General features: G+C 70.1%; 21 protein-coding genes. 11 read left to right on the top strand and 10 right to left on the bottom strand.

What is annotated here, in order from left to right; translation table 11 throughout:
- Positions 1–14: 14 nt before the first annotated feature.
- From ACFQU4_RS22415 to ACFQU4_RS22400, 4 genes are all read left to right on the top strand, one after another.
- Positions 15–1,688, top strand: coding sequence for an extracellular solute-binding protein (locus tag ACFQU4_RS22415; RefSeq protein WP_377496114.1), 1,674 nt, complete (start codon positions 15–17; stop codon positions 1,686–1,688).
- Positions 1,685–4,177: a hypothetical protein gene (locus ACFQU4_RS22410; RefSeq protein ID WP_377496111.1), complete on the top strand. Its 2,493-nt coding sequence runs from the start codon at positions 1,685–1,687 to the stop codon at positions 4,175–4,177. The genes ACFQU4_RS22415 and ACFQU4_RS22410 overlap by 4 nt, the downstream gene beginning before the upstream one ends.
- A gap of 2 nt (positions 4,178–4,179) precedes the next feature.
- The gene (locus ACFQU4_RS22405; RefSeq protein WP_377496109.1) at positions 4,180–6,384 is read left to right on the top strand and encodes a hypothetical protein; all 2,205 of its coding nucleotides are present in this window, start codon (positions 4,180–4,182) and stop codon (positions 6,382–6,384) included.
- Positions 6,385–6,712: 328 nt separating this feature from the next.
- Entirely contained in the window at positions 6,713–7,573 is an 861-nt protein-coding gene (locus tag ACFQU4_RS22400; protein WP_377496107.1) for a class I SAM-dependent methyltransferase, read from the top strand.
- 26 nt (positions 7,574–7,599) lie between these two features.
- Here the strand turns inward: ACFQU4_RS22400 and fabI are convergent, their stop codons facing one another.
- Both fabI and fabG read right to left on the bottom strand, forming a co-directional pair.
- Positions 7,600–8,370 carry an enoyl-ACP reductase FabI gene (gene fabI / locus ACFQU4_RS22395; RefSeq protein WP_377496105.1) on the bottom strand — a complete coding sequence of 257 codons (771 nt, stop codon included), beginning with the start codon at positions 8,368–8,370 and terminating at the stop codon, positions 7,600–7,602.
- A gap of 28 nt (positions 8,371–8,398) precedes the next feature.
- Complete coding sequence (fabG, locus tag ACFQU4_RS22390) at positions 8,399–9,133, bottom strand: 3-oxoacyl-ACP reductase FabG (RefSeq protein ID WP_377496103.1); 735 nt, start codon at positions 9,131–9,133, stop codon at positions 8,399–8,401.
- A gap of 54 nt (positions 9,134–9,187) precedes the next feature.
- Between fabG and ACFQU4_RS22385 the strand changes: the two genes are divergently transcribed.
- Together ACFQU4_RS22385 and ACFQU4_RS22380 are read left to right on the top strand one after the other, a co-directional pair.
- On the top strand, positions 9,188–9,529 hold the full coding sequence (locus ACFQU4_RS22385) for a DUF3099 domain-containing protein (RefSeq protein ID WP_377496101.1): 342 nt from the start codon (positions 9,188–9,190) through the stop codon (positions 9,527–9,529).
- A complete protein-coding gene (locus ACFQU4_RS22380; RefSeq protein WP_377496099.1) occupies positions 9,516–9,731 on the top strand; it encodes an acetone carboxylase in 216 nt (71 codons plus the stop codon). The genes ACFQU4_RS22385 and ACFQU4_RS22380 overlap by 14 nt, the downstream gene beginning before the upstream one ends.
- Before the next feature lie 2 nt (positions 9,732–9,733).
- On the opposite strand, the gene ACFQU4_RS22375 is transcribed toward ACFQU4_RS22380, so the two are convergent.
- Genes ACFQU4_RS22375 through ACFQU4_RS22365 form a run of 3 tightly spaced genes read right to left on the bottom strand, consistent with a single transcriptional unit; the run spans position 9,734 to position 12,887 of the window.
- Positions 9,734–10,627, bottom strand: a complete 894-nt coding sequence (locus tag ACFQU4_RS22375) for a carbohydrate ABC transporter permease (protein ID WP_377496097.1) — start codon at positions 10,625–10,627, stop codon at positions 9,734–9,736.
- Between the two features lies 1 nt (position 10,628).
- Positions 10,629–11,540, bottom strand: coding sequence for a carbohydrate ABC transporter permease (locus ACFQU4_RS22370; RefSeq protein WP_377496095.1), 912 nt, complete (start codon positions 11,538–11,540; stop codon positions 10,629–10,631).
- A gap of 3 nt (positions 11,541–11,543) precedes the next feature.
- A complete protein-coding gene (locus tag ACFQU4_RS22365) occupies positions 11,544–12,887 on the bottom strand; it encodes an ABC transporter substrate-binding protein (protein WP_377496093.1) in 1,344 nt (447 codons plus the stop codon).
- A 139-nt stretch (positions 12,888–13,026) separates the two neighbouring features.
- Here ACFQU4_RS22365 and ACFQU4_RS22360 point away from each other — a divergent pair, with 139 nt between their 5' ends.
- The 3 genes from ACFQU4_RS22360 to ACFQU4_RS22350 are packed head-to-tail and all read left to right on the top strand — an operon-like array spanning position 13,027 to position 15,950.
- Complete coding sequence (locus tag ACFQU4_RS22360) at positions 13,027–13,860, top strand: GntR family transcriptional regulator (protein WP_377496091.1); 834 nt, start codon at positions 13,027–13,029, stop codon at positions 13,858–13,860.
- Between the two features lie 15 nt (positions 13,861–13,875).
- Positions 13,876–15,012, top strand: coding sequence for a hypothetical protein (locus tag ACFQU4_RS22355; protein ID WP_377496089.1), 1,137 nt, complete (start codon positions 13,876–13,878; stop codon positions 15,010–15,012).
- Positions 15,009–15,950: a BadF/BadG/BcrA/BcrD ATPase family protein gene (locus tag ACFQU4_RS22350; protein WP_377496087.1), complete on the top strand. Its 942-nt coding sequence runs from the start codon at positions 15,009–15,011 to the stop codon at positions 15,948–15,950. Before ACFQU4_RS22355 ends, ACFQU4_RS22350 begins: the two co-directional genes overlap by 4 nt.
- A 196-nt stretch (positions 15,951–16,146) precedes the next feature.
- On the opposite strand, the gene moaA is transcribed toward ACFQU4_RS22350, so the two are convergent.
- Genes moaA through fdhD form a run of 3 tightly spaced genes read right to left on the bottom strand, consistent with a single transcriptional unit; the run spans position 16,147 to position 18,567 of the window.
- Positions 16,147–17,148 (bottom strand): GTP 3',8-cyclase MoaA, encoded by a 1,002-nt coding sequence (moaA, locus tag ACFQU4_RS22345; RefSeq protein WP_377496085.1) that lies wholly within the window; start codon positions 17,146–17,148, stop codon positions 16,147–16,149.
- A 12-nt stretch (positions 17,149–17,160) separates the two neighbouring features.
- The gene (locus tag ACFQU4_RS22340; protein ID WP_377496082.1) at positions 17,161–17,688 is read right to left on the bottom strand and encodes a DoxX family protein; all 528 of its coding nucleotides are present in this window, start codon (positions 17,686–17,688) and stop codon (positions 17,161–17,163) included.
- A gap of 33 nt (positions 17,689–17,721) precedes the next feature.
- Positions 17,722–18,567 carry a formate dehydrogenase accessory sulfurtransferase FdhD gene (gene fdhD, locus ACFQU4_RS22335; RefSeq protein ID WP_377496080.1) on the bottom strand — a complete coding sequence of 282 codons (846 nt, stop codon included), beginning with the start codon at positions 18,565–18,567 and terminating at the stop codon, positions 17,722–17,724.
- Positions 18,568–18,590: 23 nt separating this feature from the next.
- On the opposite strand from fdhD, the gene ACFQU4_RS22330 reads away from it, so the two are divergent.
- Entirely contained in the window at positions 18,591–18,878 is a 288-nt protein-coding gene (locus ACFQU4_RS22330; RefSeq protein WP_377496078.1) for a DUF6457 domain-containing protein, read from the top strand.
- Positions 18,871–19,662, top strand: a complete 792-nt coding sequence (locus ACFQU4_RS22325) for an SURF1 family protein (protein WP_377496076.1) — start codon at positions 18,871–18,873, stop codon at positions 19,660–19,662. Before ACFQU4_RS22330 ends, ACFQU4_RS22325 begins: the two co-directional genes overlap by 8 nt.
- 74 nt (positions 19,663–19,736) lie before the next feature.
- Here ACFQU4_RS22325 and ACFQU4_RS22320 read toward each other — a convergent pair whose 3' ends face one another.
- Both ACFQU4_RS22320 and abc-f read right to left on the bottom strand, forming a co-directional pair.
- Positions 19,737–20,318, bottom strand: coding sequence for a helix-turn-helix domain-containing protein (locus ACFQU4_RS22320; RefSeq protein WP_377496074.1), 582 nt, complete (start codon positions 20,316–20,318; stop codon positions 19,737–19,739).
- 189 nt (positions 20,319–20,507) lie between these two features.
- Positions 20,508–22,106: a ribosomal protection-like ABC-F family protein gene (gene abc-f / locus ACFQU4_RS22315; RefSeq protein ID WP_377496071.1), complete on the bottom strand. Its 1,599-nt coding sequence runs from the start codon at positions 22,104–22,106 to the stop codon at positions 20,508–20,510.
- Positions 22,107–22,152: the final 46 nt, after the last annotated feature.

The following is a 22,152-nucleotide window of genomic DNA, read 5'->3' as shown; positions in this document are numbered from 1 at the left end:
GAAAGGACCCCACCATGCCTCCGACCCCGATCCCGCGACGACGCGTGCTGGAGCTCGGTGCACTGACCGGCGCAACGGCTCTCAGCGGCACTGCCCTCGCCGCCTGTTCCTCCTCCGGAGACGACGGTGGGCCCGGTGGCGGCGAGGCCCCGAACGGCCGCCCCAACGGCCCGGACACCTTTCCCGCGGAGTTCCCCGAGGTGCCGACCCGGGTGCCCGAGGATTCGTACGCCTATGACGATCTGTCGGCCCCGGTGACCATGTCACTGATGTTGTCCGGCGCGTTCAACGGCCCCCGGCCCAAGGACCCGATCAAGGACTTCCTGGAGAAGAAGTTCAACGCAACGATCGAGTTCACCTCGATGGTCGCCGAGGACATGCGCAACAAGCTGGCCCTCACCTTCACCTCCGGGGACGCTCCCGACTTCATCGTGATCCCGGCCGGCCTTCGTGACGTCGCCAACACCCTGTACGAGCAGGGCCAGTTGCTCAACGCCGCCGACGTCCTCGGACTGATGCCCCAGGCCTCGATGTATGTCACCGAGGCGTTCAAGGCCTGGGCCACCATCGACGAGGAGATGGTCGGCGTGCCGACCTATTCGACCTTCCCGGATGTCTTCAACCTGTACATCCGCCAGGACTTCCTGGCCAAGATCGGCATGGACAAGCCGACCAACGTCGACGAGCTGATGGCCTACGCCAAGGCGCTCAAGGACAACGACCCGGTGCCCGGCAAGGACGGCCCCTGGTTCATGGCGACCGGCGGCGACGGTGCCGGCTGGGGCATGATGTCCCAGGTGCTCGCGGCCTTCGGCCATCCCGGCTGGAACGTCAAGGACGGCAAGATCAACCATCCGATGATCGACGGTACGACGAAGGCGTTCCTGCAGTTCGTCAACGAACTCCGGGCGAGCGATCTGCTGCCGCCGGACTGGTACACGACGGCCTGGGAGCAACTCAAGTCGCGGACCTTCAATGATCAACTCGGCCTGGTCCAGTATCCGGGCGGCAACCTGGCCACCGAGACCTACGTCGCTCGGGACAACGACTTCTCCAAGGTCGAGGCGTGGGCGCCGCTGGGACAGATCAGCTCGCCCGGCAATCCTGAGGGCCTGCTGCCGACCCCGAGCGGGCCCGGCGCGCTGTTCGTGTTCAACGCCAAGCTCGCCGACGACGAGGCCAAGCTACGCCGGATCGCCCACATGATCGACACCTTCGTCTACCCGAACGTCAACTACTGGGACGTGTCCCAAGGCGGTGGCCCCAGCATCTGGGGCGAAGACGTGATCGAGGTGAGGTTCGACGAGAAGACGGGGCTGAACGTGTTCACCATCCCGCCGGACGCCCCGTACCACAAGGATCAGTCGCTGGCCAGCCTCGCCGACTGGCAGTTCTTCGGCTACACGCTGCGCTGGCAGACGTACGAGGAGAAGGTGGCCAAGTACGGCTACGAGTGGAATCAGGAGAGCGCGCTGCTGAAGCGGTGGGAGAACTTCGACGTCCGGTTGAATCTTGATCCCAAACCGGTGCAGGACCTGCTCACCCTGGGCCGGAAGTCGGAGATCCAGTTCGCGCTCGGTCAGCGCTCGTTCGACGAGTGGGACGCCTACGTCGAGACCTGGCGCAAGTCCGGCGGCCAGGAGCTGCTGGACGCGGCGGCCGAGCAGTTGGGAGTGCAGCCGGCGTGAGTTCCTGGATCTGGTCCGATCCCGCCGAACCGGCGCCGGCCGGGCGGTTCACCTGGTTCCGGACCGTGGTCGACCTGGCCCGGATCCCGGACCGGCCGACGATCATGGTCGCGGCCGACAGCACGGCCCGGGTGATGATCAACGGCGTGGTCGTACTGCGCAAGGTGACCCGGTTCCACCAGCCGGAGATCCGGGCCGAGGTGATCGACGTCGGCCGGTTCCTGCGGCCCGGCCGCAACGTCGTCGCCGTGCTGCACCACAGCTGGGGCCCGATCATCACGTTCCAGCGCACCGCGGCCGGGACCGCCGGACTCTGGCTCGAGGGCGGCGATGCGGCGGCGCCGTGGCTGAGCACCGGGCCGGACTGGCGCTGGCGTACGGCCGACGAGTTCGCCGACACCCCGCAGTTCCTCGGCGTTCATGATCACACGCCCCGGATCCGCTACCCGGTGCACCTGGATGCCGGCCGGTCGCCCGAGCCGGCCCTGCACGAGCCGGACTTCGATGATCATGACTGGGCCGCCGCGGTCGTGGTCGCCGACCCGCCGTGGCCGGACCGCCCGCCGCCGGTCGAGACGCCGCCGCAGCGCGAGTACCCGACCCGACCGGGCGGTGTGGTCGCGGCCGGGACGGCCCGGCACGGCAGCTGGTCCGGCGACCCGACCGACCGGCCGTCCCTGCTGGCCAGCGCCGAGCTGTCGCCGGATCCCGACCTGACCCGGGCGGCAGGTTCACTGGTCCCCGGAGCCGGCCGGCCGCCGCTCATGATCACCGGCGGCGGCACCCGGTACGTCACCGTCGACTTCCACCGGCCGGTGCACGGCTACCCGTACCTCGACCTGGAGCTTGATCACGGAACGGCCGAGCTGCGGCTCGGCTACGGAGAACTGGTCACTTCCGAGTACGACGGCAGCACCCACCTGCGCCCGGACGGCTGGGTCGACGTGGACGGCGTGGTGGCGACCGGCTACGCGGACCTGATCACGATCACCCCCGGCCGGCGCCGGTACGAGGTGCCGGACGAACGCACCGCGCGCTGGTTGACCGCCCACCTCACCGGCACCGGGACGGTCACGGTGCACGAGCTCGGCCTGGTCTCCTCGCAGCACCCGCTGGAACCGGTCGGTTCGTTCCGTTGCGGCGACCGGCAGCTGGAACAGCTCGTCGAGCTGTGCCTGATCCACGCCGAGGTCACGATGAGCGACACCTACGTCGACACGCCGGGCCGGGAGGACGGCCAGTGGATCGAGGACGCCCGGCCGCGGGCGCTGCTCGCCGAGCGCTGGTTCGGCGACACGGCGCTGCGCCGGCTGATGATCAGGACGCTGGCCGAGGGCCAGAACGAGCACGGCGACCTGCATCCCTTCTATCCCAGCAACTACCCGATCCCGTCGGCGCGCTACGACTGGTCGGTGCAGTGGGTCGCGATGCTGCACGACGACTACCGCTGGCACCGCGATCCCGAGTTGATCAAGACCTACCTGCCCGGGCTGGTCCGCTACTGGGACGCGCTGCTGGAGCATCTCGGCGACGACGGGCTGTGGCGCACCGGCCACGTCTTCGCCGACATCCGGGTCAACGCACAGGTGCCCGAGGGCGGGTCCAGCGGCGTGGTCACGCCGTGGATCATCGACCGGCTGACCTGGAGTGCCGAGCTGGCCCGGGCGGCCGGCGACCATGATCACGCCGCCCGCTGGGCGACCGCGGCGGACGCGATGCGGGCGGCGTTCCGCCGGCACCACCTGGTCGCCGACCACCCGGACTTCGGCGTGATCGTCGCCGATCGCTGGGGACCCTCGCTGCCGGCCGCGGACCGCGGCTTCAGCCAGGCCGGGCAGGCGATGCCGCTGCTGGACGGGCTGCTCACCGACGATGAGGCGCGGCAGGTGATCGAGACCGCGTTCCCCGCTCCCGAGGGCACCCCACCGGACGGCATCGCGCGCTGGAACAACCCGACCTGGAGCTACCGCGTGCTGCGCGGCCTGACCCGGCACGGCTTCGGCGACCGCGCCGTCGCCCACCTCAAGGAGCGGTACGCGCCGTACCTGCCCGGGCATCCGCGGAACCCGACCCCGGTCGAGCTGCAGGGCCCGTACGGCGGGCCGCTGCCGGAGTACTGGATCAGCCGGGAGGACCTCGGGCTCGCCGACGGCGAGGTCAATCCGACCCAGCCGGTCGACGTCACCGGGTCGCACGGCTGGGCCGCGATGCCGCTGCTCTGGCTGCACGACACCCTGCTCGGCGTCGAACTGGCCGAGCCGGGCGGCGACCGGTTGATCATCCGGCCGACCACCGCCGGGCTGCCGTACGTGTCGGGCTGGACCATGACGCCGCACGGCGCGGTGCAGGTGCACCTCGATCCGCAGCAGAACCGCCTGGTGATCACGCTGCCGGCGGGCGTGGTCGCCGACGTGACCGTACCGGACGAGCTGGGCGGCGGCACGGCCATGATCACCGGACCCGGCCGATTCGACTCCTGGGAGCAGTGATCATGTTCGACGGCAGCTGGCTGCCCGACACCCCGGACGGCGACGTCCAGGCCGCGTTCCGGGCCGACTTCGAGCTGGCCGAACCGGCCGAGGTGACGGTACGGATCCAGGCCGCGGCGAACTTCCGGCTCTGGGCCGACGGCACCCCGATCGGGTACGGGCCGCTGCGCTACGCGGCCACCCGGCCGGAGTACGCGAGCCAGCGGGTCCGGCTGCCGGCCGGGCCACACCGGCTCGCCGTCCAGGCGGCCGGCGGCGGGCTGGTCGGCCGGATGACGCCGGGGCTGCCGTCGTTCCTCTGGGTCGAGGCCGTGACCGACGACGGCACCGTGCTGGACCTGGACTGGCGTTGCCGGCGGCTCGGCGAGTACACCGCGACCGGGCTGCGCAGCAGTCCCCTGCTGGACTGGCTGGAGTGGCTGGACGAGCCGCTCGATCCGGCCTGGCGGACCACCCCGGTGAGCGAGCTGGACCATGATCACTGGGTCGCCCCGGTGCCGGCGACCGGCCTGGCCGAGGCGCTCGGCGAGCCGCGGGCCGCCGTGATCAACCTGCCCGATCTGCCCCTGGTCGAGCCCCGCGAACTCGGCCGCGGCAGGTTCCGGGAACCCTTCACCGGTTACCGTTTCGACGATCCGGCGATGCAGTTCCTGCTGGCCGATCTCGACCCGCCGGCCCACGATGATCATGACGGCAGCTGGGTCCGGTACGACCTCGGCCGGATCCGGATCGGGCACCTCGAGCTGACCGTCGAGACGGACCGGCCGGCGGTGATCACGCTCGGCTACGCGGACCGGCTGGACCCGCACGGCCGGGTGGCGCCGGTGGTCGCGCTGTCCACCGGGCCGACCCGGATGATCCAGCGCTACGCGGTCGCCCAGGGCCGCTCCCGGATCGAGCCGTTCGGCGCCATCGGCGGCCGCTACGTCGAGGTCCGGGTCACCGGCGACGCCCGGATCCGCGAGGCCGGCTTCCGGGACCGGGACTTCCTCGGCCCGCCGCGCGGCACCTTCGAGTGCGACGACGAACGGCTGAACCAGATCTGGCAGGTCGGCCTGGACACGCTCCGCACCTGCGCCGAGGACGTCCTGGTCGACTCGGTCCGGGAGCGCGGCGAGTGGGTCGGCGACGTGGCCTGCTCGGCGCTCGACCTGATCGCGGCCGGCTGGGGTGATCACCGGCTGGTGCACCGCACCCTGCTGCACGCCGCCGGCTGCGCCCGCGCCGACGGCCTGGTGGCCGGCTGTGTGCCCGGCGAGCCGATCTTCCACGGCACGTACGCGGCGCAGTGGATCAACCTCTGCCTGCGGCTGGCCGACGTGACCGGCGACGACGCCGCCCTGCTGGAGTTCGAGCCGGACGGCCGGGCCAACGTCCAGGCCCTGCTCGCCATGATCGACTCCGACGGATCGACCGGTATGCAACGGAGCTTCGTCGACTGGGGCTACGCCTCCGAGCCGGACCGGCCGGACACCGCGGTGCTGTTGCACGTGCTGCGCGGGCTGACGGCCTGGCTGGCCTGGCAGCACCGGCTGGGCCGCACCGATGATCATGAGGTACGGACGCGCCGGGACCAGCTGGCCGGGCTGCTCCGGCAGGAACTGGGCCGGCCGGGCCGCCCGCTGGGCTACCACGAGGCCGCCCTCGGGCACCTCGCCGGGCTGGTGCCGCTGGACCGGGCCGTACCGGTGGTCCATGATCATCTCCGGCACGGCTTCCCGTTCCGCCCGGAGGCGCCGCGGCTGCGCGACCCGGCCCGGGTCGACGCGTCCGTCGTGACCCCGTACTTCACCAACTACTCGATGCCGGTGCTGCTCGACGCGGGCCGTACCGACGACGCGATCGGCTTCTGGAAACAGGGCTGGGGCTGGATGCTGGACCGTGGCGCGACCACCTGGTGGGAGGTCTTCGACGACCGGTGGAGCCACTGCCACTTCTGGAGCGGCGCGCCGACCTGGCAACTGACCCGGTACGTCCTCGGTGCACAGGTGATCGGCGGGACCGAGTTGATCATCCGGCCGAACCCGGGCTCACTGGAACGGGCCCGAGGCGTGCTGCCGATCGACGCCGAGCATCGGGTCGAGGTCTCCTGGCAACGAGACGGGAACCGCCTGCGCACGACGGTGATCAACGACCGGCCGCTCCGGGTCACCGTCGCCGGGGCCGAGTCGAGACTGCTGGACGCCGGCCGGCACGACTTCGGCTGATCCCGCCGAGCTCGAGGCATCGGCCGGGGTCGCTCGGCACTGGTCTTGGCCGGAACCGTCCCCGCACCCCCAAGTACAGAACGGGGACAGGTCCGGCGGGTCCCCCTGGAACTTAATATGGAAGGCCCTTTCCCAATTGTCCCCCAGCCCGGCTCGCACCGGCCGCCGGGGACGTCACGATCGCGCATCACCTCACGTGGCCGCGAAAGTCCTGGTCCGGTGAACGCGGACCGCCGCCCGGATGACGGCACGGTGAAGCTCCGCCGAATCCGGCCGCGCCCGACCCCGCCGATCCGGATGGTCCGGGCCGGCCGTGTCAGTGTCGACCGTGCGGAACACCACCTTGGCCCTGATGGCCCACTATCTCGACCGCCTCGACGTCTCCGGCGACGTCCTGGAGATCGGCGGGCACAACCTGAAACAGTGCGCGATCAGGCATTTTCCTGAGCCCCGGTACGTCTATCACGACCTCAACCTGGTCCCGTCGGACATCCCGAACACGATCATCGCGGACATCACCGACTGCAAGAACGAGATCCCGGACGACTCGTTCGACTTCATCTTCTCGTCCGACGTGTTCGAGCACATCGACCGGCCGTGGCTGGCGGCGCAGGAGATCGCCCGGATCCTCAAGCCCGGCGGCATCACCGTGCACCACACGCTGTGGGCGTGGCGCAACCACCCGTGCCCGATCGACTACTGGCGCTACTCACCGGAGTGCCTGGAGTTCCTGTTCGACGGGCTGACCGTGCTGGAGAAGGGTTACGACCTGAGCCAGCGGCGGACCGACCAACCGGGCCAGTGGCCCAGCGGCAAGGACTCGGTCCCGGTGGACCAGTTCGGCGGCTGGCGCGAGCACTGGTCGGTCTACGTCGTGGCACGGAAGGGCGACGGCGAACCCGTCCCGAGGTTCAAGGACGGCGACCATCCGCTCGCCTCGCACCTGCGCCGGGACACCCAGGGGGTCGTGACCAGCCCGAAGATGCTCGGCCAGCAGGCGCCGACCCCGGAACCCGCCCAGGCCGAGCCTGCCCTCCTGCGGCAGCTGGCGGATCAGGTCACCCGGCTGAACCACCGGATCGCCGAGCTCGAGGCCCGCCCGGAGCCCGTTCTGGTGCCGGACCGGACCGGCAAGCGCCCGCACCCGGTCCGCCGGGCCATGACCTCGATCGCGTCCCGGCTCCGCTGAACCCGGCCCTCAGCTGAATTCGGTCCTCAGGCGCCGGTCATCTGCACGCCGCCGTCGACGTGGATGATCTCGCCGGTCGTCTTCGGGAACCAGTCGCTCATCAGCGCGACCGCGGCCCGGGCCGCCGGCTCCAGGTCCTTGGTGTCCCAGCCGAGCGGAGCCCGGGAGGCCCAGACCTCGTTGAACTCCTCGGAGCCGGGGATCGCGCGCTTGGCCAGCGTGTCCAGCGGCCCGGCGGCGACCAGGTTGACCCGGACGCCCTCCGGCCCGAGGTAGCGCGCCAGGTAGCGGCAGGTGCTCTCCAGGGCGGCCTTGGAGACGCCCATCCAGTCATAGACCGGCCAGGCCACGGTGGCGTCGAAGTCGAAGCCGACCACGGAGGCGGTCTCGCCGAACAGCGGCTTGCAGGCCATCGTCAGCGACTTGAGCGAGTACGCCGACACCTGGACCGCGGTCGCCACATCGGGCCACGGCGTGGTCAGGAAGCCGCCGCCGAGCGCGGTCTCCGGGTTCGCGAACGCGATCGAGTGGACCACCCCGTCGATCCGGTCCGTGTGCTCCCGCAGGGCGTCCGCCAGGCCGGCCAGATGATCTTCGTTCGAGACGTCCACCTCGAGCAGCGGCGGCACCGGGTCCAGCTTCTTGATCACCCGCCGGGTCAGGCTCATCGCCCGGCCGAAGTTGGAGATGATCACGTTCGCACCCTCGGCCTGCGCGATCTTGGCGGTCGCGAAGCCGAGCGAGGTGTCCAGCGTCACGCCGGCCACCAGGATGTTCTTGCCCTGCAGGATTCCCATCGCTGTTCCCCGTTCTCGTCTCTTCGCCTCAGTGGCCCATGCCGAGGCCGCCGTCGACCGGGATCACGGCCCCGGTGACGTACGCACCCGCCGGCCCGGCCAGGAACTCGATCACGCCGGCGACGTCGTCGACCTCGCCGAACCGGCCGAGCGGGATCTGCTCGGCGTACTTCGCGACCAGCTTGTCGTCCAGTTCGTCGGTCATCGCCGTCTTGATGAAGCCGGGGGCGACCACGTTGGCGGTCACGCCGCGCGACCCGAGCTCGCGGGCCAGCGACCGGGCCATCCCGACCAGGCCCGCCTTCGACGCCGCGTAGTTGACCTGGCCGGCCGATCCGAGCAGCCCGACGACGGAGGAGATGAACACGATCCGGCCGAACCGGTTCCTGATCATCGGCCGGGCGGCCTGGCGGGCGACCCGGAAGGCGCCGGTCAGGTTCGCCGCGATCACGGCGTCCCAGTCCTCGTCGGACATCCGCATCACCAGGGTGTCCCGGTTGATGCCGGCGTTGGCCACCAGCACCTCGACCGGACCGTACGCGGCCTCGACCTGGGCGAACGCCGCCTCGACCTGGCCCGCGTCGGTGACGTCGCACTCGATGCCGAGCACGCCGGCCGGTGCCTCGCCGGACCGGGACGTCGCCGCGACCCGGTGGCCGGCCCGGACCATCCGTTCGGCGATCCCGCGCCCGATCCCCCGGCTGCCGCCGGTCACCAGCACGACCCGGGACTCGGTTGACGCTTCCTGTTCTGCTGCAGTCACGGCGGACACGCTACCGACTCCGCGACCGGGTGGGCGAACGCGTAGGCTGACCTTGTGAGAAAGGCCGTCGTGATCACCGACGCGCCGGGCGCCGCGAGTGCGGAGTTGAGCCGGCGCCAGAAGCGGTACGTGATCACGATGCTGTTCCGGCTGGCCTGCTTCGTCGCGATCTTCTTCGTCCCCGGCGTCTGGCGCTGGGTGCTCGGCGCGGGCGCGGTCTTCCTGCCCTACATCGCGGTGATCCTGGCCAACCAGGTCGACTCCCGGCGCATCGGCGGCCCCAGTCAGCCGGCCGCGGAACCCGCCGCCGAGCCGGACCTGCCCCAATTGGAGTCCGTCCGGATCATCGAACCGGACCCGGAACCGGAGGACCGAAAGCGCGATGACGCAGCCTGACGAGGCCGGGGAACAGCTGATCTGCTCGGCGAAGGGTTGCCAGGAGCCGGCCGGTTACACGCTGCTCTGGAACAACCCGAAGATCCACACCCCGGACCGCCGCAAGGAGTGGCTGGCCTGCCCGGACCACCGCGAGTCCCTGGCCGCCTTCCTGTCGGCCCGCGGCTTCCTCCGCGACATCGAGCCCGTCACCGCCGGCTGAGGTCAGCCCTTCACCGCGCCCTGGGCGCTCTCCATGATCTGGCGCTGCAGAATGATGAAGAACACGATGATCGGCAGCACGGAGATCACCGTGCCGGCCCCCATCAGCCGCAGGTCGACCCCGCCGATCCCCTTCAGATAGGCGACTCCCAGCGCCACCGGGTAGAGCTGCTCGTCGCTCAACACCACCAGCGGCCACAGGAAATCGTTCCAGACGTTGATGAAGCCGAAGATCGCGACGATCGCCAAGGTCGGCCGGGTCACCGGCAGCATCACGTGCCAGAACACCTGCCATTCGTTGCACCCGTCGATCCGGGCCGCGTCAGCCAACTCCTTCGGCACCGCGGTGAACGCCTGTCGGAGCAGGAAGATCGCGAACACCGTGAGCAGGTTCGGCAGCACGACCCCGCCGTAGCTGTTCACCAGCCCGAGTTGGTTGACGATCAGGTACTGCGGGATCAGCATCACCTCCATCGGCAGGAACATGGCGGCGATCAGCCCGAAGAAGATCAACGTCCGGCCGCGGAAGTTCATCCTGGCCAACGGATAGGCGGTCAGCGCGCTGATCACCACGTTGGCCGGGACGATCAGGACGATCAGCAGGAAGGAGTTCAGCAGGTACCGCGGGAACTCGATTGTCGTCCAGGCCCGGACGAAGGCGTCGAAGATCGGCGGCCGCGGGATCAGGTCCGGCGGGTTGCTGAACACGTCCTGGAACCCCGGCTTGAGCGCGGTCGACAGCAGCACCAGGAAGGGCACGATGAACACGGCCCCGATCGCGGCCAGCAGCAGATACATGGCGATCCGCCGCACGACCTTGCCGACCGGAACCGCTCGCTTCAGAGCGGGCGCGGTGCGGTAGGCCGCGCGGGGACGGGTCTCGACTTCGGTGGCCATGTCAGGAGTCCGCCAGCTTGCCGAGACGGTGGTTGAAGGCCGACAGGAGCACCAGGAAGAGCGCCATCACCAGAGCCGCCGCGCTCGCGTACCCCATCCGGTTGCCGACGAAGGCCTGCTTGTAGATGAAGAAGCCGAGCGACGCCGTCCGGTTGGCCGGACCTCCGTCGGTGAGCATGTACACCGAGGTGAAGACCTGCATCGCCCCCATCATCTCCAGCGTCAACGCCACCGCCATGAACGGCCTGATCAACGGGAGCGTGACGTGCCAGAGCCGGCTCCAGGCACCGGCGCCGTCGACCGTGGCCGCCTCGTACAGGTCACTCGGGATCGTCTGCAGCCCGGCGAGGAAGATCATCATGTACGTCCCCGTCACCTTCCAGCCCTCGACGATGATCACCGCGGCCTGGGCCGTGTTCTGGTCGGAGAGGAAGTGGATCGGCTCGTCGATCAAGCCGATGCCGCGCAGGATGCCGTTGATCACTCCAAGATCGTCGTAGACGAAGTTCCAGGCGACTGCGATGGCCACCATCGAGGTCACGACGGGAAGGAAGTAGATCGTCCGGAAGAACTGGATCGCCCGGATCTTCTGGTTCACCAAGATCGCCAACAGCAGCGGGAACACCACCGTGAACGGGATCATCCCGACCAGGTACCCGATCGAATTACGAAACGCCTCCCAGAACTCCTTGCTCTGGAACAGCCGCTGGAAGTTCTCCAGACCGACGAAGGTCGGCGGGTCGAAGATGTCGTAGTCGTAGAAGGCCAACTGGATCGCCGAACTCGCCGGCCACACGATGAAGACGGCGAAGAGCAGCAGGCCGGGCACCAGGAACAGGTACGGGGTCGACCGGCGCTGCCCGATCGGTCGGTCCAGCGGCGCCAGCCACCGGGAGCGTCGGGTCTGAGTCACCGGTCAATCCGCCAGGATCGTGTTCCACTTGTCGGCCAGGTCGGCCAGCGCGGTCGCCGCCGGCGTCGAGCCGCCGAGGTAGGCCTTCATCCCGTCGTCGAACACCTTGGTCAGCTCCGCGTCGTGCTTCGTGCCGTACGACACGTACACGGTGTCGGGCAGTTCCTCGGCGATCATCTGCTTGGCCCGGTCCTCCAGGACGTTCCCCGTCTCCTCCTTGAAGAACGGGTCGGCGATGGCCTCCAGCGACGACGGATAGATCGGCACCAGCTTGCAGAAATCGACCTGGTTCTTGGCGTTGGTGATGAACTGGATGAACGCCGCGGCCGTCGCCGGATTCTTGGACTTCGCCGGGACGACCAACGTCTGCATCCCGTCCAGCAGGAACTTGCCCTCGGCCGTCCTCGGCGCCGGCGTCATCTCGAGATCGGCGTACGCCTTGGGCGAGTTCTTCTTCAGGAACGCCAGGATGTACGGCGTGCTGATCATGAAACCCACCTGCCCGGTGTCGAACACCTGATAGGTGGCATTGGCCGTCGACGAGATGGCCGCGGGTGAGATCGCCTTCTTCCCGTACGCGTCCTTGTAGCGCTCGATCACGGCAACGGCCTCCGGTGAATTGAAGGCGGCCGTCTTCTTGTCATCGGAGATCATGCCGATCCCGTGGTACCGCATCACCGTGCCGGACGGCATCACCGTGGTCCCGTAGACGTCGGTGGCGTCGTAGATCTTCTGGGCCAGCTCGACGACCTCCGGATAGTCCTTCGGCGACGCGGCGTAGTCGAATCCCGGAACCTTCGCCAGCACCGACTTGCGGTAGAACATGATCGGCGCACCGCCGTGGTACCAGGGGATGGCCACCTGCTTGCCGTCGATCTTGAACGGGTCGAGCATGCCCGGCACGTAGTCCGTGAACTGGTCCGCCGGCAGCAGCGTGCCGAGGTCGACGAGCTGGTTGGCGGCTCCCGCCACCTGCAGGTTGGTGATGTTCACCGCATCGGGAACCTCCGACGAGGCCAGGGCGGTGAGGAACTTCGGCTCGATCTGATTGCCCGGCACGTCGACCCAGTTGACCTTGGTCCCCGGGTGCGCGGCTTCGAACGCGCTGATCAAGCCGGTGACGTAGTCGGAGTAGACCTCCTTGAGGTTGATCGTCCAGAACACGATCTCGCCCTTGATCTCGGCGGGCCCGGTGGGCCGGTCGGTCGACGGAGCCGGCCCGACGGTGCCCGGAGCGCACGCCGCCAGGCCCAGCGCTGCCGCTGCGCCGCCGGCACCTGCCAGCAACTGTCGCCGATCGAGAGTGACCCGCTGCAGCCGACGGGCCGAGTCGTGCGGCTCGGACATGGTGTTCCTCCTGAACCTGGATGTGACGCGGCCCGCGGCATCCGCCTGCTCTTGTCGAGCCCTGTTATCGTAAAGTGGGCTAGCCCACTATGGCAATGGCCCGCAGGACGCCTGGTAAGGGCAGGGAGGACCGAGCAGCGTGGCGCGCCGACCCAACGATCCGTTCGACCCGTCGGCCTTCGGGCTGCCGGACCGGCTGGACGACGACCGCCCCAAGGGCGACCAGCTGCGGGAGGTGCTGGAGAGCCTGGCGTTCCGGCTCGGCCCCGGCGCCCGGTTGCCGTCCGAGCGACAGCTGGCCGAGACGTACGGCGTCGCCAGGATGACCGTACGGGGAGAGGTCCGGCGGCTGGCCGCGGACGGAGTGATCCGAATCCGGACCGGGGTCGCGGCAGAGGTGGCCGACCCCGCCGCCCCGCGGTACGGAGTCGGCTACTCGTTCGCCCAGGAACTGGCCCGACGCGGCCAACGGGCCGGCGCCATCGTGCAGGAACACAACGTGCTCCGCGTGACCAGCCGCCTGGCCGCCCTGCTCGAGGTGGCCGTCGGCACCCGCGCCCTGCGCCTGGTCCGGGTCCGCACCACCGACGGCGCACCGACCGGGGTGGAACGGTCGACGCTCTCCCTGGAACGCTTCCCCGGCCTGGAGTCGGTGAACTTCGAACAGGCTTCGCTGTACGAGACCATCCGCACCCGCTGGGGCGCCGAGCCCAGCAGCGTGCAGGCCCACGTGACGGCGATCCTGCCCACCGCCGAGGAGGCCGAGCTGCTGAAGATCGACCCCGCGGCCCCCTGTCTGCAGGTCACGCTGGCGCAGCGGGACCTGTCCGGGCACGTGATCGAAGTGGGCCGCTCGATCTACCGCGGCGACCGCTACGACCTCGACATCAGCCGCGGTCCGATCGGCCAGGCCGGCGGACTGCCCGCCGCCCGCGAGCTGGCGCCGACGGAGCTTGACGACATTCTGGACTAGCCCACCGGAGGATGCATGACCGTCCCACCACCCACGGCGGCCGGCTGGAGTCTCACCGCGGGAACCGTGGCCATCACGCCGAGGCAGCCGGTGTCACTCGGCGGCTTCGCCGACCGGTCCGGCGAGACCACCGGCGTCCTCGACGACCTCGAACTCAACCTCGCGGCGCTCACCGCGCCGGGCCACGGGACCCTGACCTGGGTGGCGATCGACGCGCTGGCCGTGAAGCCGGAACTGCGCCGGGTCGTGGTCGACGCGGTCGCCGCGGTCACCGGGTGCGACCCGGACCACGTCGTCGTGACGGCGTCCCACACCCACGCCGCGCCCTCGGGCTGGGTCGGTCAGATCCTGCCCAGCCTGCCCGCACCGGTCGACGACCAACTGCTGGCCGACCTGGCCGACGCGATCCGCGGCATGCCCCTGCGCCGGACGGAGGTACGGCTGGAGACGATCACCACCCGGATCGACGGCATCGGTGCGAATCGCGCCCGGCTTGACGGACCGTTCGACCCGAGCGCACGTTGTCTGCTGGCCCGGGAGCCGGACGGGACCCCGGCCGCGCTGCTGTACGACTTCGCCTGCCATCCGACGGTCCTCGGTCCGGACAACCGCCTGGTGTCGGCCGACTGGGTGGGCGCGGCCAGGGCGGGGCTGCGCCGAGGGCTCGGGGCCGCCCTGCCGGTGGTGTTCGCGCAGGGCTGCGCCGGTGACGTGAGCACCCGCCACCACCGCGAGGGACGGACCCCGTCCGAGGTCGAGCGACTCGGCGCCCTGGTCGCCGAGCAGCTCCTGGCCGCGCTGAAACGGGCCGAGCCGCTGACCGGCACGGAGGTGCGGCTGGTCCGCGACACCGTCACGCTGCCCTCGCGCTGGGCCGCACCGGTCACGGAGTCGATGCCGATCGCTGCGATCGCCGTAGGCTCGCACCGGTGGCTCACGGCCCCGGGCGAGGTCGTCGCGTCGTTCGGCCTCGGCCTGGCGACCGGTGATCACGACACCAGGTTGATCAGCTGCGCGGACGGCTACGTCGGCTACTTCGCCGACCCGGCCGGCCATGCCGAACGGAGCTACGAGGCCGACGCCTCGCCGCTGACGGCGGCCGACACGCTCGAACTGATCCGTCGCGTCACCGTCCTGGACCAGGGCCGATGAACCGCCCTGGGCCCGACCTCGGCCGCCGGTCCGGCCATGTCGTCGTCGACATCGGCAAGTCCGGCACCCGGATCCGGCGCCAGGACCTGGGCGACACCCTCACCGGGCCGGGTGCACCGCCGGAGCGTGCCGGCAGCCCCGAGGCCGGAGCGTTGCTCTTCGAGCTCGTTCGCGGGCCGTGGGCTGCGGCACCGAGCGCCGGGCCGGTCTCGACGGTCACCATCGGCACCACGTTCCTGCCCAGCCGGCCTGCCATCGACGAGGCCGTCCGCAGGCTCGGCGACCTGTTCCCGGGAGCCAGGATCACCGTCCTCACCGACGGAGTGCTCAACCATGCCGCGGCCCTCGGCGGGCCCGGCACCGTGGCCGCCGTCGGGACCGGGACGGCGATCGTCGGCTGTGACGCGGCCGGGCGGCTGCACCGGTTCGATGCCTGGGGGCCGGACCTCGGCGACCGCGGCAGTGCCGGCGACCTGGGGCGGGCCGGGCTCCGGCTCGCCTGCTCCACGGTCGACGGCGTCGCCGCCGCGCCCGGCCTGCTGGCCGCGGCGACGGCCTGGTTCGGGCGGCGACCCGACATCCCGGCTGTGATCGAACTGCTCGCGACGCCGAATCGGGTCGAACGACTGGCCACCTTCGCCCTGGTGGTCTGCGACCTGGCCGCCGCCGGGGACCGGGAGGCCGCCGAGCTGGTCGATCGGTGCGCGCGGGACGTCGTCGCGACCTGCGCCGCGGCGGCCCGGCTGATCGACGACCCCACCCTGGTGCTCGTCGGCCGCCTCGTCGAGGTGGCCGGCTTCCGGAACGCGCTCGACGTCGCGCTGGCCGGGTCCGGCCTCCGCGAACAGCCGCCGGCCGCGCAGGTCCTCGACGTCGCGGTCGAGGTGGTGTCGCAGCCGCTGTACCAGCGCTGGGCCGGCAGTTCCCTGGAAGGTTGATCCCTGCGCCCCGGCGCCGGAAGTGATCAGGGCCGGAAAAGTGATCAGGCCCGCTCTCAACCGAGTCTGCGGGAACCCGGGATAACGGACCTGATAGGTAAAACTCTAACCGCGGCGACGTTCAATAAGGGTCAAAGCTGACTCAAGAGATCCCTAAGCGTTGCCACGCCTAAGGCAAGGGCTTTCCAAGCGGAATTCAGCCGCCGATGGCCGACATCGGGCGGTCCGGTTGGAGGAACGTCGGGTCGTCGATGCCGTGGCCGGGCCGCTTGCCGGCGAGCGCGGCGACCCAGCGGTCGGCGATCCGGTCGTCGGTCCAGCCGGTCCGCAGCGGGGTCCGCAGATCCGACTCCTCGCGGGCGAACAGGCAGTTGCGGAGCTGGCCGTCGGCGGTCAGCCGGACCCGGTCGCAGGCGCCGCAGAACGGCCGGGTCACCGACGCGATCACGCCGACGGTGTGGTCGGTGCCGGCCACCCGGAACGTCTCCGCGGGCGCACTGCCCCGGCGCAGGGCCTCGGCCGGGTCCTCGACGAGCTCGTACCGCTCGGACAGCCGGGCCAGGATCTCCTCGGCGGTGATCATCTCGGTCCGCCGCCAGCCGTGCTGCGCGTCCAGCGGCATCTGCTCGATGAACCGCAGCCGGACGTTCTCGGCCAGCGCCCAGGCCAGCAGGTCCGGCGCCTCATGATCGTTGACGCCGCGCAGCAGCACGGTGTTGATCTTGACCGGCGACAGTCCGGCGTCCCGGGCGGCCCGGATCCCGGCCAGCACGTCGGACAGCCGGCGCCGGCGGGTGATCTTGGCAAAGATGTCGTCGTCCAGCGTGTCCAGGGAGACGTTGATCCGGTCCAGCCCGGCCCGGCGCAGCGCCCAGGCCCGGCGGTCCAGCCCGATCCCGTTCGTCGTCAGGGCGATCTCCGGCCGTGGCGTGAGCTCGGCGATGGCGGCGACCAGGCCCTCCAGGTTCTTCCGCAGCAACGGTTCGCCGCCGGTCAGCCGGACAGTACGGATGCCGAGCTCGCGCACCCCGATCCCGATCAGCCGGACCGTCTCCTCGTCGGTGAGCAACTCGTCCCGGCCCAGCCAGTCCAGCCCCTCGGCCGGCATGCAGTAGTCGCAGCGCAGGTTGCAGCGGTCGGTCAGGGATACCCGCAGATCCGTGGCGACTCTGCCGTAGTGGTCAGCCAGCGCACGCATCTGCCGCCCTCCCTACGATCTCGCCCGATCCATCGACCGGCTGTCCAGGGTGGCCTGCCGCTCACTGATCACGTACGCGGCGAGCCCGAAGGTGACCAGGTACGCCAGCCGCCGCATCCACTTCTTGTTGAACACGTTACGCGTCGCGTGATCGAGCGAGAACTTGCCCGGTCCGGTCATCGCGATCGCGGTCGCCGAGATGGCGTACGCGGCGGGCAGTTCGAAGCCGCCCTTGCTGTTGAAGTAGCCGTTGTCGACGTGGGTCGTCGAGGCGACGGCCATCGAGCTGGACACGGCGGCCGCGGCCGGGCCGGTGCCGAGACCGGCGGCGATCATCGCGCCGCCCACCGTCTCGCCGACCCCGGACAGCAGGGCGTTCCGGTCACCCGGCTCGAACCCCATGCTCTCCATGCTGGCCGCCGTCGCCTCCGGGCCGGCGCCGCCGAACCATCCGAACAGCTTCTGCGCGCCGTGGGCGAACACCGCGCCCCCGATGCCGAGCCGCAGCACCAGCAGACCAAGATCACGTGCGGATCCCATGCTTCTCCTCTCGGCTTCTTCCCTGCTCAGCCATCACTGTGCGACGCTACTACGCTCGCCCACCAGCACCCGGTCCGGGTGGGTGTACACGTTCATCGATCCGCCGCGGACGAAGCCGGCCAGGGTCAGCCCGGAGCGCTCGGCGAGTTCGACGGCGAGCGAACTCGGCGCCGAGACGGCGATCAGCATCGCGATCCCGGCCAGCACCGCCTTCTGGGTCAGCTCGAAGGAGGCGCGGCCGGACACCACGAGGGCCAGGTCGCGGGCCGGCAGCCGGTCCTGCCGGAGCGCCCAGCCGATCACCTTGTCGACCGCGTTGTGCCGGCCCACGTCCTCCCGGACGCAGACCAGCTCGCCGGCGGCGTCCATCAGGCCCGCCCCGTGCAGGCCGCCGGTCTTCTCGAACGTCCGCTGCCGTTCCCGGAGCCGGTCCGGTGCCGCCGCGATCACCGCCCGGTCGATCCGCAGCGCGTCCGTCAGCTCGAACCTGCCGTCCCGCAGCACCTGGTCGATGGAAGTGGCCCCGCACAGCCCGCAGGCGCTGCTGGTGAGCACCTGGCGCCGCTGAGCGGCCTCCGGCGGCGCGACCCCGGGAGCCAGGGCCACGTCGAGTTGGTTGTACGGGTTCTCGCCGTCCTCCCCCGCCCCGCCGCAGTAGCGGGCCGTGCCGATGTCGGCGACACCCGTGATCAGGCCCTCGGCGTGCAGCAGGCCGTGCACCAGGTCGAGATCATCACCCGGCGTGCGCATCGTGACCACGAAGGGTTCGCCGTTGATCCGGAGTTCCAGCGGTTCCTCGACGGCGAGGACGTCGATCCGGCGCCGCTCCTCCTCGGCCGTCAGGCGGAGGACCGGATGCCTGCGAGTGAGCCGTCCCATAAGGGGAATTATCCTCGTCAGTCATGGACCGCGATGAATGGCTGGCCGCCCTGTCCGCCCAGATCGGCACCGAGGACATCCCGATGGATGACGATGCCATGCACATCGTGCTCGACCTGGCCCGCGACGCGGCGCACGAGGTGGAGCGCCCGGCGGCACCGCTGACCGCGTTCCTGGTCGGCGTCGCGGTCGGTCGCGGCGCGGCGCTCGGTGCGGTCGCCGCGCAGGCGACCGAGCTGATCTTGTCCGAGACCGGATCGGCGGAGCCCGGCCCCGCGGCCGCCACCGAGGACGGACCGGCGGGTGTCTGAGCCCGGCAGCACCGCCGTCGAGGAAGATCGTCCCGCCCGCCCGCTCTGGGTGCGCTGGACGGCCTTGATCGTCTTCGTGATCGTTCTCGGCACCGCCTTCGTCCTGCTCGGCCGCTGGCAGCTGGCCCGGCTGGACGAGCGGCGCGGCCACAACGAGCACACGATCGCGAACGAGCAGGCGCCGGTGCGGCCGTACACCGAGGTGTTCACCCACCCGATCGGCGAAGACGATCAGTGGCAGCGGGTCGAGGCGGTCGGCACCTTCGATGCCGACCATCAGTTCGTGGTCCGGTTCCGCAACGGCACGGATCCGAACGGCGCCGAGGCGAAGGGCTACGAGGTGGTCACGCCGCTGCGGACCGACGCCGGCTGGGTGCTGGTGGACCGCGGCTTCGTCGCGGTGCCGACCGGGGAACCGCTGCCGACCGCGGCACCGGCCCCGCCGTCCGGCCAGGTCCGGGTGATCGGCCACGTCCGGCGCAACGAGGAGGGCAGCGGCGGCGCCGTGCAGCCGTCCGACGGCCAGGTCCGCTTGATCAACTCGCCGGCCCTCGCGAAGGCGCTGCCGTACCCGGTGCCGGACGGCTACATCGGGGCGATCACCGTCGACCCGCCGCAGGAGGGCGGCCTGACCCCGGTCCGGCTGCCGGAGCTGTCCGACGGCCCGCACTTCTGGTACGCGGTCCAGTGGTTCATGTTCACCGCGATCGGTGTGGCCGGCATCGTGGTCTTCATCCGCGGTGATCTTCGCGAGCGGAAGGCACGCGCCGCCCGAGCCCGGTGATCAACACGCGAACATGATCAGGCCCGGGTGGGAGTCCCCACCCGGGCCTGATCAAGAAACGTGCCGGACCGGCGTCAGCGCTTGCGCGCCGCCTTCTTCGCCGGAGCCTTCTTGGCCGGAGCCTTCTTCGCCGGTGCCTTCTTGGCCACCGCCTTCTTGGCCGGGGCCTTCTTGGCCACGACCTTCTTGGCCGGAGCCTTCTTCGCCGGCGCCGCCTTCTTGGCCGGAGCCTTCTTCGCCACGACCTTCTTGGCCGGGGCCTTCTTGGCGGCGACCTTCTTGGCCGGAGCCTTCTTCGCCGGTGCCTTCTTGGCCACCGTCTTCTTGGCCGGAGCCTTCTTGGCGGCAACCTTCTTCGCAGGAGCCTTCGCCGCCGGAGCCTTCTTCGCCGGCGCCTTCTTCGCAGGTGCCTTCTTGGCGGCAGCCTTCTTGGCCGGCGCCTTCTTCGCTGCACCACGGGTCGCGCCGCCGCGGCCGCGGAGCTCTACCCCGGCCTCGACCAGCACGCCGTGCACGAAGCCGAACGAGCGGCCCGCGTCGTCAGCGATCTTGCGGATGCTCTCCCCGGACGCGTACCGCTTGGAAAACTGGCTGGCCAGCGTGTCACGCTGGGCGCCCGTGATGCGTGAGCCTTTAGCTAGTGCCTTGGCCACCATGCCCTCCTCGTACTTTGGGATCATCGCGCAGGGTCGCCCGATGACTTACAGGACTTATGATCGACATTTCAAGATCAGTGATCAATCATTTGTAGCACTTTTCGCGAACTTTTTTCCAATTCGCACCAAGATCAGCGGCGATTCCGCCTCGAATGAGGGGTGATCAACTGCTCCGACCGGCGATCTTGATCACGCGAGCGAGATCAACTCCGCGTACTCCGGGCTCCAAAGATCTTCGGTTCCGTCGGGCAGCACGAGCACTCGATCAGGATCAAGAGCATGCACGGCACCCTCGTCGTGGGTGACCAGCACGACGGCTCCGCGGTACGTCCTGATCGCGTTCAGCACCTCGGTACGGGAAGCGGGATCGAGGTTGTTCGTCGGCTCGTCGAGCAACAGCACGTTGGCACTGGAGACGACCAACATCGCCAACGCCAGCCGGGTCTTCTCGCCCCCGGACAGGACGGCGGCCGGCTTCTCCACATCGTCGCCGGAGAAGAGAAACGAGCCGAGCACCTTGCGTACCTCGGTCTCACCAAGATCAGGAGCGGCGGACTTCATGTTGTCCAGCACGGAACGGTCCAGCTCCAGCGTCTCGTGCTCCTGGGCGTAGTAGCCGAGCCGCAGCCCGTGGCCGTTGTGCACCGCGCCGGTGTCGGACTCCTCGATGCCGGCCAGGATCCTCAGCAGGGTGGTCTTTCCGGCGCCGTTCAGTCCGAGCACGACGACCTGACTGCCCCGGTCGATCGCAAGATCGACTCCGGTGAACACCTCGAGCGACCCGTAGTTCTTGCTCAGATCACTCGCGGTCAGCGGCGTCTTGCCGCACGGAGCCGGCTCCGGGAACCTGATCTTGGCGACCTTGTCGGCGACCCGCACCTCTTCCAGGCCGGACAGCAGCCGCTCGGCGCGGCGGGCCATGTTCTGCGCGGCGACGGCCTTGGTCGCCTTGGCGCCCATCTTCGCCGCCTGGGTGATCAACTGGTCGGCCTTCTTCTCGGCGTTCTTGCGCTCCCGCTTCCGGCGCTTCTCGTCGGTCTCCCGCTGCAGCAGGTAGCGCTTCCAGTTCATCGCGTAGACGTCCAGCACCGCGCGCGTCGCGTCCAGATGGAACACCTTGGTCACCGTCTGGTCGAGCAGCGCGACGTCGTGGCTGATCACCACCATCCCGCCCGGATAGGTCTGCAGGAAGCTGCGCAGCCAGATGATCGAATCCGCGTCGAGGTGGTTGGTCGGCTCGTCCAGCAGCAGCGTGTCGGCGCCGGAGAACAGGATCCGGGACAGCTCGACCCGGCGCCGCTGGCCGCCGGACAGCGTGCGCAGCGGTTGGCCGAGCACCCGGTCGGGCAGGCCGAGGTTGCTCGCGATCCGGGCCGCCTCCGCCTCCGCGGCGTAGCCGCCCGCCGAGATCAACTCCGCCTCGGCCCGGGCGTAGGCGTTCATCGCCCGGTCGCGTACCTCGTCGTCGGTGTCGGCCATCTGCTGCTCCGCACGGCGCAGCCGGGTGATCACCTTGTCCAGCCCGCGGGCGGACAGAATCCGGTCCCGGGCGAGCACCTCGAGATCACCGGTCCGCGGATCCTGCGGCAGGTAGCCGACCGAGCCCGGCCGCTGCACCGTCCCCGCCTCCGGCTGTCCCTCGCCGGCGAGGATCTTGGTCAGCGTCGTCTTGCCGGCGCCGTTCCGGCCGACCAGTCCGATCTTGTCCCCGGGAGCGATCTGGAAGGAGGCGTGTTCCAGCAACAGCCGCGCACCCGCACGGACCTCAAGATCATGGGCAACTAGCACGGAACAAGGGTTCCCCAGAGAACGCCGGGGGCCAAATCCTTTCCCG

The organism is Microlunatus sp. GCM10028923, from assembly GCF_042666975.1.
Lineage (GTDB): Bacteria > Actinomycetota > Actinomycetes > Propionibacteriales > Propionibacteriaceae > Microlunatus.
The sequence above is the reverse complement of the archived record's forward strand: the minus strand, read 5'-3'. Positions and strand labels throughout refer to the sequence as shown.

What these genes read in the sequence shown, in the direction of transcription:
- ACFQU4_RS22340 (WP_377496082.1), bottom strand. Translation starts at nt 17,688, where the DNA reads ATGGGATCCGCACGTGATCTTGGTCTGCTGGTGCTGCGGCTCGGCATC.
- fdhD (WP_377496080.1), bottom strand. Translation starts at nt 18,567, where the DNA reads ATGGGACGGCTCACTCGCAGGCATCCGGTCCTCCGCCTGACGGCCGAG.
- fabI (WP_377496105.1), bottom strand. Translation starts at nt 8,370, where the DNA reads ATGGGAATCCTGCAGGGCAAGAACATCCTGGTGGCCGGCGTGACGCTG.
- ACFQU4_RS22365 (WP_377496093.1), bottom strand. Translation starts at nt 12,887, where the DNA reads ATGTCCGAGCCGCACGACTCGGCCCGTCGGCTGCAGCGGGTCACTCTC.
- ACFQU4_RS22355 (WP_377496089.1), top strand. Translation starts at nt 13,876, where the DNA reads ATGACCGTCCCACCACCCACGGCGGCCGGCTGGAGTCTCACCGCGGGA.
- ACFQU4_RS22380 (WP_377496099.1), top strand. Translation starts at nt 9,516, where the DNA reads ATGACGCAGCCTGACGAGGCCGGGGAACAGCTGATCTGCTCGGCGAAG.
- ACFQU4_RS22350 (WP_377496087.1), top strand. Translation starts at nt 15,009, where the DNA reads ATGAACCGCCCTGGGCCCGACCTCGGCCGCCGGTCCGGCCATGTCGTC.
- ACFQU4_RS22320 (WP_377496074.1), bottom strand. Translation starts at nt 20,318, where the DNA reads ATGGTGGCCAAGGCACTAGCTAAAGGCTCACGCATCACGGGCGCCCAG.
- moaA (WP_377496085.1), bottom strand. Translation starts at nt 17,148, where the DNA reads ATGCGTGCGCTGGCTGACCACTACGGCAGAGTCGCCACGGATCTGCGG.
- ACFQU4_RS22375 (WP_377496097.1), bottom strand. Translation starts at nt 10,627, where the DNA reads ATGGCCACCGAAGTCGAGACCCGTCCCCGCGCGGCCTACCGCACCGCG.
- ACFQU4_RS22405 (WP_377496109.1), top strand. Translation starts at nt 4,180, where the DNA reads ATGTTCGACGGCAGCTGGCTGCCCGACACCCCGGACGGCGACGTCCAG.
- ACFQU4_RS22330 (WP_377496078.1), top strand. Translation starts at nt 18,591, where the DNA reads ATGGACCGCGATGAATGGCTGGCCGCCCTGTCCGCCCAGATCGGCACC.
- ACFQU4_RS22415 (WP_377496114.1), top strand. Translation starts at nt 15, where the DNA reads ATGCCTCCGACCCCGATCCCGCGACGACGCGTGCTGGAGCTCGGTGCA.